Source organism: Pseudomonas vranovensis DSM 16006 (genome assembly GCF_000425805.1).
Taxonomy (GTDB): domain Bacteria; phylum Pseudomonadota; class Gammaproteobacteria; order Pseudomonadales; family Pseudomonadaceae; genus Aquipseudomonas; species Aquipseudomonas vranovensis.
Map to the genome: position 1 here is coordinate 462819 of NZ_AUED01000001.1, position 14266 is coordinate 477084.

Below are 14266 nucleotides of genomic sequence, written 5' to 3' on the forward strand. Positions count from 1 at the left end.
GGGAGGTCGATTCAGTCGAGAAAACGCTGCGCCAGCCGCACCCAGAAGGTTGCGCCCAGCGGTAGGATCTGGTCGTTGAAGTCGTAGCCAGGGTTGTGGACTTCACAATTTCCAGCGCCGTCGCCGTTGCCGATCAGCACGTAGCAACCGGGTATCTGCTCCAGCCAGAAAGCGAAGTCGTCACTGGCGCAAATGGGTTTCTGGTTATGCACCAGGCCATCGTCACCCAGCCAGACTCGCACCACCTGCTCGGCCAGTCGGCTGGCTGTCGGGTCATTGACCAACACCGGGTAGCCGCTACCGAAGCTGACTTCGGCCTGTGCGCCATAGCTCTGCGCATGCAATTCGGCCAGGGTCTGAATACGTTGGCGCAGCAGGCTGCGGACTTGCGGATTGAGCGTGCGGACACTGAGACGCAGCTCGGCGGTCTGCGGGATGACATTGGCGGCGTCACCGGCGAGGAAGGCGCCGATGGTGATGATCGCGGTTTCGCTAGGTGGCGCATTGCGCGAGACGATGGTCTGCAGGACCAACACCAATGACGCGCCGATCACCACTGGGTCGATGGTCTTCTCCGGCATGGCGCCATGGCCGCCTTTGCCATGGATGACAATGCTGACGCTATCGGTGGATGCCATGCAGGGGCCGGCCAATATGCCGAACTTGCCGACCGGCATGCCGGGCGAGTTGTGCAGGGCGAACAGGGCGTCGCAGGGGAACAGTTTGAAGACGCCTTCATCCAGCATGCGTTTGGCGCCTGAGCCGCCATGGCCTTCTTCGGCAGGCTGAAAGAACACGTGCAAGGTGCCCTGCCAGCTACGCACGCGGGCCAGCTCGCAGGCCGCGGCGAGGAGCATTGCTGTATGGCCATCGTGCCCGCAAGCGTGCATCTTGCCCGGTGTAGCGCTGGCCCAAGGTTGCGTGCCGTGTTCCTGGATCGGTAGGGCATCCAGTTCTGCACGCAGGCCCAGTGACGGACCCTGGCCGCAACGCAAAGTACCGACTACGGCGGTGGTGGCCATGTCCTTGTGGATCTCGTAGCCCCAATCCTCCAAGTGTTTGATCACGCGCTCCCGGGTGGCAAATTCCTCAAAGCCCAGCTCAGGCTGGCGATGGATTGCCCGGCGTAGCTCGATCATGGCGGGAGTGATGGCTTTGATGCCGGGGTCAATATCGGTGTCGTGCATATTGTCTTGTCCTGGTTCGCAAGGCGACACTGCGCGGCCCGTTGGCTGGCGCGTTCGCGTGATCTAACCTAGCGCCAGCAAGCGGTGCACATAAGCTGCAAAATGGTTGTCGTGACGACCTTTGGTGTTCAGGCAGGAGAAACGCTTGAAGTTGCATCAGTTACAGGCCCTGATCGCAGTGGCCGACAGTGGGGGCATTCGCTCGGCGGCGCGGGGCCTGGGGTTGTCCCAGGCGGCGATCACCCGGGCCTTGCGTGAGCTGGAAGAAGAGCAGGGGCTTGCGCTGTTGTCGCGTCATGCCGGGGGGGCACGTCTGACGGTGGCCGGGCAGACCTTGCTGCCCCACGCCCGGCAGATCGCCAGCCAGTTGGAGAGTGCCCAGCGTGATCTTGCCAGTCTGCGCGGCGAAGCGCCGACGCGGCTGTGCGTGGGGGTAACACCGTGGTTCGGACAGACCTTGCTGGCCGTGGCGGTGCAGGCTTTTCGTCGCGAGATGCCTGCTGTGCAATTGGAGCTCTACGAAGGTTTGCAAGCAGTCAGCTTGTCATTGCTGCGCACCGGCCAGATGCAGTTTGCTCTCGGCCCTGCGGGCAATCTGCCCGGTCAGGAGTTCGCCCATGAACCGCTGGCCCGCTATCGCATGCGGGTATTGGCAAACGACAAACATCCCCTGCGGACGGCCCGGTCGTTGGGGCAGTTGCTGGAGCAGGACTGGGTGATGAACTTCACCCAGGCCAGCCAGGATCAGGTCTTGCGCCATCTGTTTGGCCGCCACGGCTACAGCGTTGCTCCCGGGCGCATCGTCTGCGCCCAGTCCAGTGCCATGCTGAGCAGCCTGATCATCGATGCCGGCATGTTGGGCTATTCGCCCGAACCGATGTTGTTGTGTGAACCTTTGCGCGGCAAGGCCACAGCTCTGGCGCTGGATGAAACGTTGGAGGAGGGCGACATCAGCGTCGTGCGTTTGCGCGATCAGGCCCTGGATCCTGCAGCGCGCTGTTTTGTGGTGTGCCTGCAGCAAGCGTTGAAAGCCTGCAGTCGTTCAGCCGATGCCGAGTCCCGGCAGTTGGCCGATATGCTCCGGTTGCTGTTCTGAGTGAGTTCTCCTGCGTTTTCGGCAACTACTGGCGCAGCAGTTTGTTGTTTTCCCAGGGGAGGGAGCATCACCGGCGCGGCAGAGGTTGATGAGGTGCGCGCAGTGGTTTCGATGCATGGCGGTATAGGGAACCCATTCTAGAATCCGTCAATGCCATGTGATTCCAACTTAATTATTGCGAGCCCCGCAGAGTAGATCTGCGGGGGGGCAAGCGTTGTGTGGTATTCGCTTCAGTCCAGCGCAGGCAGTGCCATCCGGTACTCGATCACCCCCGGCTTTTCGGCTATCCAATCGTATAGTCGCTGTGCGGTCTGGTTAGTCTCCTGGGTATGCCAATAGAGCCGATCGCAGCGTTTCTCCTGCGCCTGCCCCTGAACAAACTCGATCAACTGCTTGCCAACCATTTTCCCCCGGGCAGTGGGGCAGACGTACAGGTCCTCGAGGTAGCAGAAGTTGTTACGCGCCCAGGTCGAGCGATGGAAAACAAAATGGACGAAGCCGAGAAGCCGCTCACCTTCCGTGGCAACGGCGCAGTGCACGGGCTCTGCAGGGTCGAAGAACCGAGCCCAGGTCAGCTCTGTCGTGTCCTCGCTCAGTTCCACCTTGTAGAACGCCTGATACTGGTCCCAGTACAGGGACCATGGTTGGTAATCACTCTGTTCCAACTCGCGAACGGAAACGAATTGTTGTGCAGCTGTCATCGTGGAACCCCTTTCGGTTGAAGAATGGTCGGAAAACAATGCATTTATAGCGATAGAATGGCCGGAATTGCCCTACCACTTTCTGCAAATGAACCAGACCAATGTTCAAGCACTCACAGTTGCAGTCGGTTAAAGCCTGGATGACCGACCCCGCTCATGGAACGTTGTCGCTGCATGTACGTATCCAGAGGGCGATTCGTCAATTGGTACTTGATGGCGCGCTGCCGGTCGGCAAGGCGTTGCCTGCCTCACGTCCTTTGGCCCGTTCCCTGGGCGTGTCGAGGGATACCGTAGAGGCGGCATACAGTCAGTTGCATGCAGAGGGTTACATCGAGCGCCGCGTGGGCAGCGGAAGTTTCGTTTCGCAACGTGCTCGGCACCTGCCAATGCGAAAGCGCCAACGCGAGGCTGTCTGCGATGGCCCACCTCAGCTCAGCCGCAGGGCGATGGACATGCTTCAGGGCGGGGGCGTGGACAACTTTCAAGCACCGCGCCCCTTCGCACCTGGGGTAGCCGAGACCCGGCGCTTTCCCTTGGCAATTTGGGAAAAGCTGGAGCGCCAGGTGTACAAGGAATATGGCACCCAGGCTCTGGATCACAGTGCGCCCCAAGGCATGGCTTCACTGCGGATTGCAATCGCTGACTACCTCAACCTTGAACGTGGGGCGAAGGCGTCCGCCGATCGGGTGTTGATTCTCACCAGTTCACAGCAGGCGCTTGGCCTGTGCGCGCAACTACTCATGGATGCGGGCGACCCGGTGCTGGTCGAAGACCCTCTCTACCAAGGCACCCGCAAAGCTGTTGCCGCCGCAGGCCTCAAGTGCATTCCCGTGCCGGTGGATGATAGCGGCATGCAGGTGGAGGGCATGAGCTCGCTGGCCAGTAATGCCAGGGCGGTTTTTCTTACGCCTTCCCATCAATACCCAACCGGGGCGACGTTGTCGCTTGACAGACGGTTGCTCGCGATCGAATGGGCAAGGCAGCAGCGTGGCTGGATCATCGAGGATGACTACGACAGTGAGTTCCACTACGAAGGCAGGCCAACTGCCTGCGTGCAGGGCCTGGACCCGCATGAGCGGACACTCTACATCGGCACCTTCACCAAGTCGCTGTTCGCGGGGCTGCGTATTGGCTATCTGTTGTTGCCGCCCAATCTCGTCGCCCCGATGACCAGCGCCCGCACGCTGCAGGATGGGCATACAGCGTCCATTGCCCAACTGACACTGGCAAGGTTTATGGAAGGCGGGCACTACACGGCTCATGTGCGGAACATGAGGGCGCTGTATGGCGAGAGACGGGACGTACTAGCTGAACTCGTGCACAAGCGCCTGGGAGAGTTTCTAGCGCCGCGCATCCCGGCCGGAGGACTGCAGATGCCCTGCCATTTCGTCCAGGACCTCTCGGAAGATGCTGTGGTCACGGCGGCAAGAGCGGTTGGTATCGACCTGCTGGGGCTTGGCGGCTTACATGCGACGCCGAGAAATGATGTTGGCGTTCTGATGGGGTTCGCGGCACACACGCCTGGCGAAATGCGCGCCTCGGTGGAGAATCTGGCAAAGGTGTTTGCGGGCCTGCTCAGGTAGTTTGCGGCCGGCTATAGGTGGCGGGGCGGATTAAACTCATCTCCCAGCTGCCGAGGTGAATGGTTGGAATGGAAGGCATACTCGGCTTGCCTTTTTGAAAGCCCCGCAGATTAACGTCTGCGGGGTTTTCGTTGGCACGCAGAAAAGCCGAAAGTACAAGCAGCGATGACTTGAGTTTCTTTGACATGACGATGCCTCCCGCCCAATAGCGGCTGTTCAATAGAGGGTGAATTGGGCTTTTGGATGCCGTATCGGCCAATAAAGGATGGTTATTGCACCGATGGTCGCCTATAAGCGAAATGGATATCTATCTCATCAGTTACCGCGCCTACTGGGTAATCAGAGGAGATTCGGTATGAGATATCGCGGCGATGTATTCTGGGCCTGGGCAGACCCCACCCTTCACCATCGTTATCACGATGAAATCCTTGATGACGGCAGCATGATTGATGTTCAAACCCGCCTTTCCCGCACAGGGGAAACTCAGCTTTTTATTGGGGTATATGCCAAAAGTGGAGACCGCATTGTGGAAGAGGCTTACCCATCCCGACCTCATGAAACGATGACTCGCGCGTTGGCCTGGGGCACTGGCCGGGCACTGGTATTTGCTGCTGGTCACGAGTCGGCGAAACCACGTCAAGTGGCGTAATGATGAAGGCCGAAGCTCAGAGGCTTCGGCCTCTTTGTGTCTGGTCATTGGAGGTTGTTGATCTGGAGTCCCAATATATTCATCCGATCAGGTCTGGGCAGAACGCCAGCCCGCTGTCCAGCCCTGAACGCCCTGCATGCGTCGCCCTCCGTGGCCGGATGCACCATGGTGGCAATTATGGGTGGGATGGGTTATTACGGGGTGACCGGCATGGGGCCGGGTCTAGGAGGTTGTTGTGAGCTTGAATCAAGCGCAAGTGGATGCAGTTGAACACCTTCTAATGGCTTTCCTGAAGCGGTCCGAGAGCGCCCAGATTGTTGCGAAGGTCTACGAGGACGCCTATTCCTCAATCATGGGCAGCGAGGGCCCGGCCGCCATGGAGGAGAAGGAGGCTGCACTTGAGCATTTGAACAACCTTCGGTTGCAGCTCAAGTAATCAGTTTTCCTGGCAAATCTGCAGCACTTCGCGTTGTTGAAAATGTTCAAGCTTCCGCGCCACAGCCGGTGAAACCGTGATTTTGTGGCGCGGCGGTTCCAGGTAGGGAAGGACGCGCCTGTCGGTACCCGCTACTTCGAGACTTCACGCAAGGACTCCGGACATGGCAGATAAGTATGTTGGAAAGATCATGGGTGTTGGCACGGATAACGTGGAGTACGTGATTAACATCTATCAGGACGAGACCGTTGAGCGCTCGCCACACGGTATGGTTCGGCATGAAGGCTTGAAGCATTTCGAGATGCAATTCGGCGGCGACGTGAAAAAAATATCTGAAACTGAGTACGAGATTGTGGCTACCGGAGTGAGGGTAACCGTGCATGACGGTCAAGGCTAAGAGCGCCGGTCTGTCCTGGGGGAATCGCCCCGGACTTTTTCGGCAGGGAGGCTGGACTTGACCTTTTGGAGCACTGCAGGACGAGTCCAGAGCTTTCACGATTACTGTGAAACAGCGGGGCGCGCCCGCCCTTGGGCGGACGCTGGTGCAGCATCACTCACTTCTTCTGTTGATCCATTTTCGCTTCAATTCGTCTATCTACGTCGGCGCGAATCTGGTCGATACTGAAGCTCGCAGGGCGTTGGCTCGGTGGGTATTCGACAAATGTCTCCAGGAAAGCCGCCGCTTTCTGAGTGCCCTCGAATATCAAGTAGTCATTCTTGGTCAGCCAATCATAGTATTGGTCGGATACCACGTCGGCACGCTCATACGGGTCCATGCGCAGGTTGAAGAGCTTGGGTACTCGCAGGCACGTGAAAGGTTCGCTCCATACCTTCAAGCCACCGGGTGCCCGCTGTTCGCAATAGACAATCTTCCAATCGTCATAGCGCATGCCTACAAGGTCGCCATCATCGCTGAAGTAGAAGAACTCGTTACGAGCACTTTTATCAGCCTTACCCGTCAAGTAGTCCAGCTGGTTGAAGCCGTCCAGGTGTACCTTGAAGTTACTCCCTCCGACGTTGGTTCCCTTTAGGAGGCGATCTTTGATATCGGTATCGCCTGCTGCAGCCAGCAAGGTCGGGAACCAGTCCAGCCCAGAGAACATCTGGGTAGAAACGGTGCCAGGCTTGATCTTCCCGGGCCAGCGGACCATTGCTGGAACGCGGTAAGCCCCTTCCCAGTTGGAGTTTTTCTCGTTCCTGAAGGGTGTGGTCGCGGCATCCGGCCAGGACCATTGATTAGGGCCGTTGTCAGTGGTGTAGACAACGATGGTGTTGTCGGCGAGCTTGAGGTCATCGATGCTCTTGAGCAACTTGCCGACGTCGCCGTCGTGTTCAAGCATGCCATCGGCATATTCGTTGCCTGGCATACCGCTCTGGCCCTTCATGGAATCACGTACATGTGTGAAAGCATGCATGCGAGTGGTGTTCATCCACACAAAGAATGGTTTGTCAGCCTTGGCCTGTTTCTCAATGAAATTGATGGCGGCCTGAGTGGTCTCGTCATCGATTGTTTCCATGCGTTTGCTGTTCAGTGCACCGGTGTCTTCGATCTTGCCATCGGCGTAGCTGTGGATCACTCCGCGTGGCGATGCAGCTTTGACAAATGCAGCGTTGTTTTTTGGCCAGTACGGGCGCTCTGGTTCCTCTTCGGCGTTGAGGTGATACAGGTTGCCGAAGAACTCGTCGAAGCCGTGGTTGGTTGGGAGGTATTCGTCCTTGTCCCCTAAATGGTTCTTGCCAAACTGACCGGTGGCATAGCCTTGGGCCTTGAGCGCCTGAGCAATCGTTATATCCCTTGCCTGCAGCCCGACCGGCACACCAGGCATACCCACTTTGGAGAGGCCAGTGCGCAATGGCGACTGCCCGGTAATAAATGTCGATCGCCCAGCCGTGCAACTGTTCTCCGCGTAGTAGTCGGTGAATTTCATGCCTTCTTTGGCTAGGCGGTCGATATTCGGGGTCTCATAACCCACCACGCCGTCAGCGTAAGCGCTGATATTGGTCTGGCCGATGTCGTCGCCGAAGATAACCAGTATGTTCGGTTTGTCGGCAGCGGCGGCAGTTGCCGATAGCGCCATGAGCGAGGTTGCCATCAAGGCGACTCTGGGTAGCCACTTGCGTACGCGCGTCATCTGACTTGCTCCTTTACCAGTGGGTCGCAAAGTGCGAATAGTTGTATTGCATGCGATGCCTGCTTTGAAACATGCCGGGGGCCGTCCCAGACTGTGGAGGATGGGTGTGGTGGCAACTGACAGAGTTAAAAGTAGTCGTTTCAGGAAAGACGTCCAGACGCGATGCTCACTATTCCAAGCTGCTGGGACATGGCTTGTCCGTCTGCTGCAGCCGCGCAGCACGGACGCGTTGTTGCTGCGGATTCTCCATCGCCGTAAGGGCGCATCCAGGACCACTGCAACCCCACGTACGGATTAGCTGTAATTGGCGCGGGGCAACACTACCCACGCTGATGCAGGTTGTTATTCAGATTCAGCGTAGGGAAGATAGCAAACGAGAATAATCTTCATTTGTGGCGAGCGCTACGCTCTAGGGGCGATGGATTTGTTGAGTGTCAGTCTGGCCTACAACTAAAAAATGGCAGCTTTTATCCGTAGCTATCCATTGATTTACCCGGGGGCAGACGGAAGGTGTCACATGAAGGGTTCAAGGTCGGCCACCTGTGATTTGACGTTGTCGCTTTTCGTTGCCTGCTTGCTCGCAGGCTGTGCACAAAACCCAGATATCCGTGAGGGCGATGATTACACCTCTGGTAGCACGGGGAAGAGTCCACCCGATTATGTTGTATGTGTGCAGGATGAGCTTCAAGGCAGTCCAAACTCAAAAACCTACACGGTCAAGGAGAACGACACGCTCAAGCTTTTTGTTGAAAGCACCGACCCCAATAAAGCCACTGGCCTTGTCGAGGTCCACGGCTCCGGCAGCCAGCATCAATTCTCTGCCTATCAACGAGATGCCTGGTATGACAAGGGAAGATTGCTGGACGCAGCGCTGATGTGCTCACACACGTAGGTCGTACTCAAAGCCCAGCGTCGCGCTGGGCTTTGTGCATCTGGGCCGTGTCCTAGTGTTTGGTTCTGAGTTGTTCGAACGACTTGACCATGTCGATGGCCCAGCCATCGAGCACGGCCCTGGCGTCCTTGGCCGTCATGACCTGGTCGGAGTTTTCCAGGTCGGCACCGGCGCCTTTGCGTACGACCTGGGCAACGACTTTGTTGTTGCTGGCATCGAGAAACTGCGCTTCGGTCGACAGGCTGGTGTCCTGATCGCGAATGCCGGTGGCAGCACTGACGCCCGCGGCGACCAGGGCGATCGGGATCACTTCATACGGACGCAGCCCCTTGGTCTTGGCACTCACGGCGGTGATCGCCGGCCGTACGACCAACACGCCTGGTCCCGGGCCTTTGGCTAGCGGAACGACCTTGGAAAACTGGGTCTGCAGGGCCTGGTTGTAGTACTGGGTGATGCCTTGCAAGGTGGTGTCCGGGATTTTTTCCGTCGCTTGAGGCTTGGGGTAAAGTTGGCTTGGCTCGATATAGACGCTGCTGAACTTGTTGGCATCGACTTTTGGGTCGATCCAGCGCATCACTGCCGCGCCCGACGGTGACTTTTCCTCCTTCAGGGCACTGTAGTCCTTGAGAAAACCGGAATATTGATCGGATTCAACATACTTGCTGGCACAGCCTGAGAGTGCCAGTGAGGTGACGCAGAGCGTGATCATCAGGTACTTCGACTTCATCGTGTAGCTCCTAGTGGCGAATTGTGCGGTCCCGGCGAGTATCCCGCCGAGACAGTGATTGCAGTGTCCGGGCGTGACAATAGTGGACCAGAAGTTGATGACGCTGCGTCGACGCTGGTCAAGGATAGAGCTGCCATTCTCATTGAACGCTCCTGCTAGGGAATGTGCTGTACCGAGCTTTAGGAACAAACCTAGCTCGTAAGTATCAACTTACAAGTGTTAACGAATGGAAACAGTCTCCGATCAGCCTGGAGGCACAGCGGTGCGTATCCACATGGAAGTACAGGGCGGGGGCCGTTGAACGGGCATAAAAAAACCGATGCCCGGACCTGGCATCGGTTTTTTGGAAAGCCCTGAAAGGGCTTGACTGCGTTTGTCTACGCGCCTCAGGACAGGGCGTTCAGTTCGGCGCGTTGCGCCTTGGCAGCGGAGCGGCCGCGAATCCAGCTGAAGCCAATGGCGAGGATCAGTGCAAAACCGACGTAGCCCAGCAGTGGGTAGACGGTGCCGACCAACTTGCTGAAACCACCCAGGCTCAAGGCCAGGCCCACGCAAACCGTCACTGCGCTGACGAGTTTGAAACGGCGTGAATCAGGCTTGGCAAAGCGGGCGCTGAAGGCAAAGAACATACCGACCGCAGTGCTGTAGATCATGCAGACCAGCGCGATCGACATGACCACCGAAAGGATTGGCGAGATGCGCCCCGACAATGCCAGCGACGGCATCTCGATGCCCTGCAGCTGGTTGATGTTGGCGAACAGGCCGATGTTCAGCAGCAGGATCAGCGCGCCCAGGCCAAGGCCTCCGAGTATGCCGCCGACGGCTGCGGCCTTGGGCTGCTTGGTCATGCCGCCGATAACGGCCAGCATCGGGAAGCCTACGGCGATGTTGAACGATGCGTACAGCAGGGCGCCGACGAACCAGTTGCCGGTGACCGTTTCGTTGTTCTCGCGGGCAACGGCGTCGAGGGTCTCGACCGAGGCGTTGTAGTTGAAGATCGAGTAGGTGGTGATGATCAGGACCATTGCCAGCAGGAAGGGCATGACTGCGCTGATCAGATTGATGATGCGCTTGACGTTCAGGCACAGGGTGGCGATCACCAGCACAGTCATCAATACACCGCCGAACAACGGCGGCATGCTGTACTCCTGGGCAAAGATCGAGCCGCTGCCAGCCAGCATCACAACGCCGACACCGTAGAGGAAGAACGACAGCACGACGTCGACGACCAAGCCGATTCGAGTACCGAACAAACGGTAAAGGACTTCCTTGTGGGAGTTCGCTTGCATCTGCGAGCTCATCCGGGCGATCTGCATGCCGAGGAAGGCAAACAGCACACCGCTGACCAGAGTACCGACAATGCCTATCAGTCCATAGCCGGTGAAAAACTGCAGTACCTCCTGCCCGGAGGCGAAGCCGCCGCCGATCACCACGGACATGTAAGCCAGCGCAATCTGGATGGATTGTTTATTCATTACACTTTTCTCGTTCTTAGACTTATTAGTTGCATGGAAACGTGAGGCGATTCCTGTCCTATCATTTCCGCAGAGCGGCTATCCACTTGCCAGCACAACAAGCACCCTGGCTCGCTGGAGCGCGCAGGCATGCGGACGCCGCCCTGCAGTATAGGAAGAGTGGGCTAGTTGTTTTGCCTGAATAAGTCGGTGTATCTGGTTGAAAACGCTGAAAAAAATGTTTCGGCGCCATAAGTTGCGCAAGTCCGGCGAAATTGACCGCAACGTCCTCTGCGCTTTGTCGCATGATGGGCGGGTCTGCACCACTCTGCAGCGGGATGAGCAGCCTGCCGGATACGTTGGATAAACGCAGGACAGGGAGGTTTTACATGCTGGAAAAGTGCCTGGTGACCGTTGGCATTGTTTTTTACGCCGTCGTTGTACCGATTCTCGAGATCAATGATACCCATGTCTTCAATCAGGCGTGGGCGCCCCATGCGCGTCTGCACGAGACGTGGCAGTTGTTTACCAATACGGCCATTGGCGCATTCAGCGTGTGGCTTGTGTGGGGCAAGGATGACCTCAGGCTGGCGAGCCTGCTTACCGTGTTCGTCACCGGGGGCTTCTTGATGGCCTACTGGCTGCGTGACGGCTACGGGGGCTCAATGGCGCTCACGGATGGCTCGGAAAAAATGATTGTGGGGATCAACCTTGGTTTGTTTGCGTACCTGTTCGCCATTCTCCTGGCGGGGCTCGCGGTGCTGATTCAAAAACGCAGGGGGACCGCATGAGCAGGGCAGGGCTTGCCCACGGAGGCCACGCAAAGTAAACACAAGCATGCCGAGTGCTTCCCTGCCCACCCACTGGAGGTGGTTGTGCCAACCAGGGAGCGCCCCTCAGCATTAGTGTCGGGATGATTTTCATGAATCGAACAGGGCTCCACGATGAATCCAGCACCCCTCGACACGTTGGAACGCTTGTTACACCGCCGCCGCAGTTGCCGGGGCTTTTTGCCACAGCCCGTCGAGCATGAGGTGGCAATGAACATGTTCGCGCTGGCCCAGCGCTCGGCCTCATGGTGCAACACTCAGCCTTGGCAAGTCATCGTTACCCGTGGCGAGGCGACGGAGCGGTTTCGGGCTGCCTATGCAGCCGAGTTGCTGTCCGGTTCCGCTCAGCCGGACTTTGATTTTCCGGCTGAATATAACGGGGTTTACCAACAACGCCGGCGCGAATGTGGGCAGCAGCTCTACGAGAGTATCGGTATTGCACCGGGTGACCGAATGGCGAGTCGGCAGCAGATGCTGCGCAACTTTTCACTCTTCGGGGCGCCACACGTCGCGATCATTACCACCGAACGAGGGCTCGGCACCTACGGTGCCGTCGATTGTGGTGGTTATGTTGCCAACCTGCTGCTTGCTGCCGAGGCGCTGGGACTCGGGGCCATCGCTCAGGCCGCATTGGCCAGCCATGCAGCGTTTGTGCGGCGCCACTTTGCAATTGATGAAAGCCGGTTGGTGGTGTGTGGTGTGTCGTTTGGGCATGCCGATCACGACGCGCCGGCCAATCGCTTTTTCACCTCGCGAGCCGCGACCGAAAGCGCGGTGTCGTGGCACGACGTTTGATTCGCAGCGCACTGATCGCAGCGCCAACGAAAAAGGGCAGCCAATGGCTGCCCTTGTGTTTCAGGTCCTCGATTACCTCTATTCGCCTGGCTTGGCAGGTGGCGCGTTCTTCAGGCCCATCAGCGCTTTCTTCACCGCGAGGCTCTGGTAGTTGATATTGCCGACGTTCAGGCTGACGCCTTCCTGAAACGGGTACTGCGACAGGCTGGCCAGGAAGGACTTGACCTTGGCCTGTACCGGAACGAACAGCCAGATTTGGTCGGCTGCCCAGCGCTTGGACAGAGGCGATTCCTGGCGAGCGGTCTGGAACGGGTCGGCCAACAGGTTGGTGAGTATCGGGGCATTGGTCACCTTGCGCGACGCGGTACCGAAATCGCCGTCCATGGTGGCGAAGCTGACCCGCCATTCCTTCCAGCGGATCGCATCCAGGTCACCACCCATGCTGAAGTACAAGTACTCCTCGCGTGGGCTGCTCTTCTCCTCCCCCTTGAAAAACGGCAGGAAGTTGTAGCCGTCCAGATGGACACGGTAGTCCTTGCCGTTGAGCTTGCCACCCTTGGCCAGGTCGGTAACCAGCGTCGGGTCTCCGGCGGCGGCAGCCAGCGTGGGCATCCAGTCGTTGTGGGCAATCAAGTTGTTGTAGTGGCTGCCCGGCTTGATGACCTTGGGCCATTTGACCAACAAAGGCACGCGATGCCCCCCTTCGTTGGATGTCCCTTTTTCGCCGGCAAAGGGCGAGGTGCCACCGTCGGGCCAGGAGAACTTTTGGGCGCCGTTGTCGGTGGTATAGATGATGATCGTGTTGTCGGCGATCCCGAGGTCATCGAGCTTTTTCAGCAACTGACCGACATGACCGTCGTGCTCGACCATACCGTCCGGGTACAGGCCAACGCCCGTCTTGCCTTCGGACTCCTTCTTCAGGTGGGTCCAGATGTGCATGCGAGTGGAGTTGAACCAGACGAAAAAGGGCTTGTCTGCCTTGTGTGCCTTGTCGATGAAGTTTTCGGTGGCCTGCACCAGTTCATCGTCGATGGTTTCCATGCGCTTGCGGGTCAGGGCACCGGTGTCTTCGATCTTGCCGTCGGCGTAGGAGTGGATCACCCCGCGCGGACCGTACTTTTTGCGGAACTCGGGGTCCTTGGGATAGTAGTAGGTTTCCGGCTCTTCCTCGGCATTCATGTGGTAGAGGTTGCCGAAGAACTCGTCGAAACCATGGTTGGTTGGCAGATGCCGGTCGCGATCACCCAGGTGATTCTTGCCAAACTGGCCGGTGGTATAGCCTTGCTGTTTCATCACATCACCGATCGTCGGTGCCCAGTCCGGAATGCCATGCTCGGAGCCCGGCATTCCGACCGTCAACAGGCCGGTGCGGAAGGGGTGCTGGCCCAGCGCGAAGGCCGAGCGGCCGGCGGTGCAGGACTGCTCGCCATAGGAGTGGGTGAACAATGCGCCTTCCCGTGCGATGCGGTCGATGTTGGGGGTCTCGTAGCCCATCATCCCCTGGTTGTAGGCGCTGATATTGAACATGCCGATATCGTCACCAAAGATCACCAGGATGTTCGGTTTGTCGGCGGCGCTTACACCCAGTGACGCGATTAATAATGCACCTGCCACGGCAAGTAGGCGTGACCATTTCCCTGTGCGGGTCATGTCCTGTCTCCATTGTTATTGTTGATTTTGACTTCGATACTAGAGAGACAGGTGGTGAAACCGCGACAGCAGAAGGGAGGATATTGAGGGGGAAATCCGGGTAGTTCGAACAAACTAGCCAGGGGAGTATTCAG

15 protein-coding genes are annotated in these 14266 nt (G+C 58.0%); 8 read left to right on the forward strand and 7 right to left on the reverse strand.

Translation table 11 applies throughout. The features are described 5' to 3' along the window. Positions 1–11: 11 nt before the first annotated feature. Positions 12–1187, reverse strand: a complete 1176-nt coding sequence (locus H621_RS0102545) for a M20 aminoacylase family protein (RefSeq protein ID WP_028941847.1) — start codon at positions 1185–1187, stop codon at positions 12–14. A 145-nt stretch (positions 1188–1332) separates the two neighbouring features. Between H621_RS0102545 and H621_RS0102550 the strand changes: the two genes are divergently transcribed. Beyond that, complete coding sequence (locus H621_RS0102550; protein WP_036989323.1) at positions 1333–2283, forward strand: LysR family transcriptional regulator; 951 nt, start codon at positions 1333–1335, stop codon at positions 2281–2283. Positions 2284–2513: 230 nt separating this feature from the next. On the opposite strand, the gene H621_RS0102555 is transcribed toward H621_RS0102550, so the two are convergent. After that, entirely contained in the window at positions 2514–2984 is a 471-nt protein-coding gene (locus H621_RS0102555) for a GNAT family N-acetyltransferase (RefSeq protein WP_028941849.1), read from the reverse strand. Between the two features lie 101 nt (positions 2985–3085). Between H621_RS0102555 and pdxR the strand changes: the two genes are divergently transcribed. Continuing rightward, positions 3086–4567, forward strand: a complete 1482-nt coding sequence (gene pdxR, locus H621_RS0102560; protein ID WP_028941850.1) for a MocR-like pyridoxine biosynthesis transcription factor PdxR — start codon at positions 3086–3088, stop codon at positions 4565–4567. Here pdxR and H621_RS28430 read toward each other — a convergent pair. After that, a complete protein-coding gene (locus H621_RS28430; protein ID WP_156905595.1) occupies positions 4560–4754 on the reverse strand; it encodes a hypothetical protein in 195 nt (64 codons plus the stop codon). The two genes, pdxR and H621_RS28430, sit on opposite strands and share 8 nt — an antisense overlap. A 168-nt stretch (positions 4755–4922) precedes the next feature. Here H621_RS28430 and H621_RS27910 point away from each other — a divergent pair, with 168 nt between their 5' ends. From H621_RS27910 to H621_RS0102570, 3 genes are all read left to right on the forward strand, one after another. Then, positions 4923–5216: a hypothetical protein gene (locus H621_RS27910; protein ID WP_084167911.1), complete on the forward strand. Its 294-nt coding sequence runs from the start codon at positions 4923–4925 to the stop codon at positions 5214–5216. Between the two features lie 235 nt (positions 5217–5451). Further along, a complete protein-coding gene (locus H621_RS0102565) occupies positions 5452–5652 on the forward strand; it encodes a hypothetical protein (protein WP_028941851.1) in 201 nt (66 codons plus the stop codon). Positions 5653–5815: 163 nt separating this feature from the next. Continuing rightward, positions 5816–6049, forward strand: a complete 234-nt coding sequence (locus H621_RS0102570; RefSeq protein WP_028941852.1) for a hypothetical protein — start codon at positions 5816–5818, stop codon at positions 6047–6049. A 157-nt stretch (positions 6050–6206) separates the two neighbouring features. On the opposite strand, the gene H621_RS0102575 is transcribed toward H621_RS0102570, so the two are convergent. Then, the gene (locus H621_RS0102575) at positions 6207–7784 is read right to left on the reverse strand and encodes an arylsulfatase (protein ID WP_028941853.1); all 1578 of its coding nucleotides are present in this window, start codon (positions 7782–7784) and stop codon (positions 6207–6209) included. Positions 7785–8301: 517 nt separating this feature from the next. Between H621_RS0102575 and H621_RS0102580 the strand changes: the two genes are divergently transcribed. Then, complete coding sequence (locus tag H621_RS0102580; RefSeq protein ID WP_028941854.1) at positions 8302–8676, forward strand: hypothetical protein; 375 nt, start codon at positions 8302–8304, stop codon at positions 8674–8676. Between the two features lie 52 nt (positions 8677–8728). Here the strand turns inward: H621_RS0102580 and H621_RS0102585 are convergent, their stop codons facing one another. After that, complete coding sequence (locus H621_RS0102585) at positions 8729–9403, reverse strand: DUF3313 domain-containing protein (RefSeq protein WP_028941855.1); 675 nt, start codon at positions 9401–9403, stop codon at positions 8729–8731. Positions 9404–9789: 386 nt separating this feature from the next. Further along, positions 9790–10878 carry a YkvI family membrane protein gene (locus H621_RS0102590; protein ID WP_028941856.1) on the reverse strand — a complete coding sequence of 363 codons (1089 nt, stop codon included), beginning with the start codon at positions 10876–10878 and terminating at the stop codon, positions 9790–9792. Positions 10879–11246: 368 nt separating this feature from the next. Here H621_RS0102590 and H621_RS0102595 point away from each other — a divergent pair, with 368 nt between their 5' ends. Further along, positions 11247–11648, forward strand: coding sequence for a hypothetical protein (locus H621_RS0102595; protein ID WP_028941857.1), 402 nt, complete (start codon positions 11247–11249; stop codon positions 11646–11648). A gap of 153 nt (positions 11649–11801) precedes the next feature. After that, positions 11802–12482: a nitroreductase family protein gene (locus H621_RS0102600; RefSeq protein ID WP_028941858.1), complete on the forward strand. Its 681-nt coding sequence runs from the start codon at positions 11802–11804 to the stop codon at positions 12480–12482. Positions 12483–12560: 78 nt separating this feature from the next. Here the strand turns inward: H621_RS0102600 and H621_RS0102605 are convergent, their stop codons facing one another. Continuing rightward, positions 12561–14132 (reverse strand): arylsulfatase, encoded by a 1572-nt coding sequence (locus H621_RS0102605; protein ID WP_028941859.1) that lies wholly within the window; start codon positions 14130–14132, stop codon positions 12561–12563. Between the last annotated feature and the right edge of the window lie 134 nt (positions 14133–14266).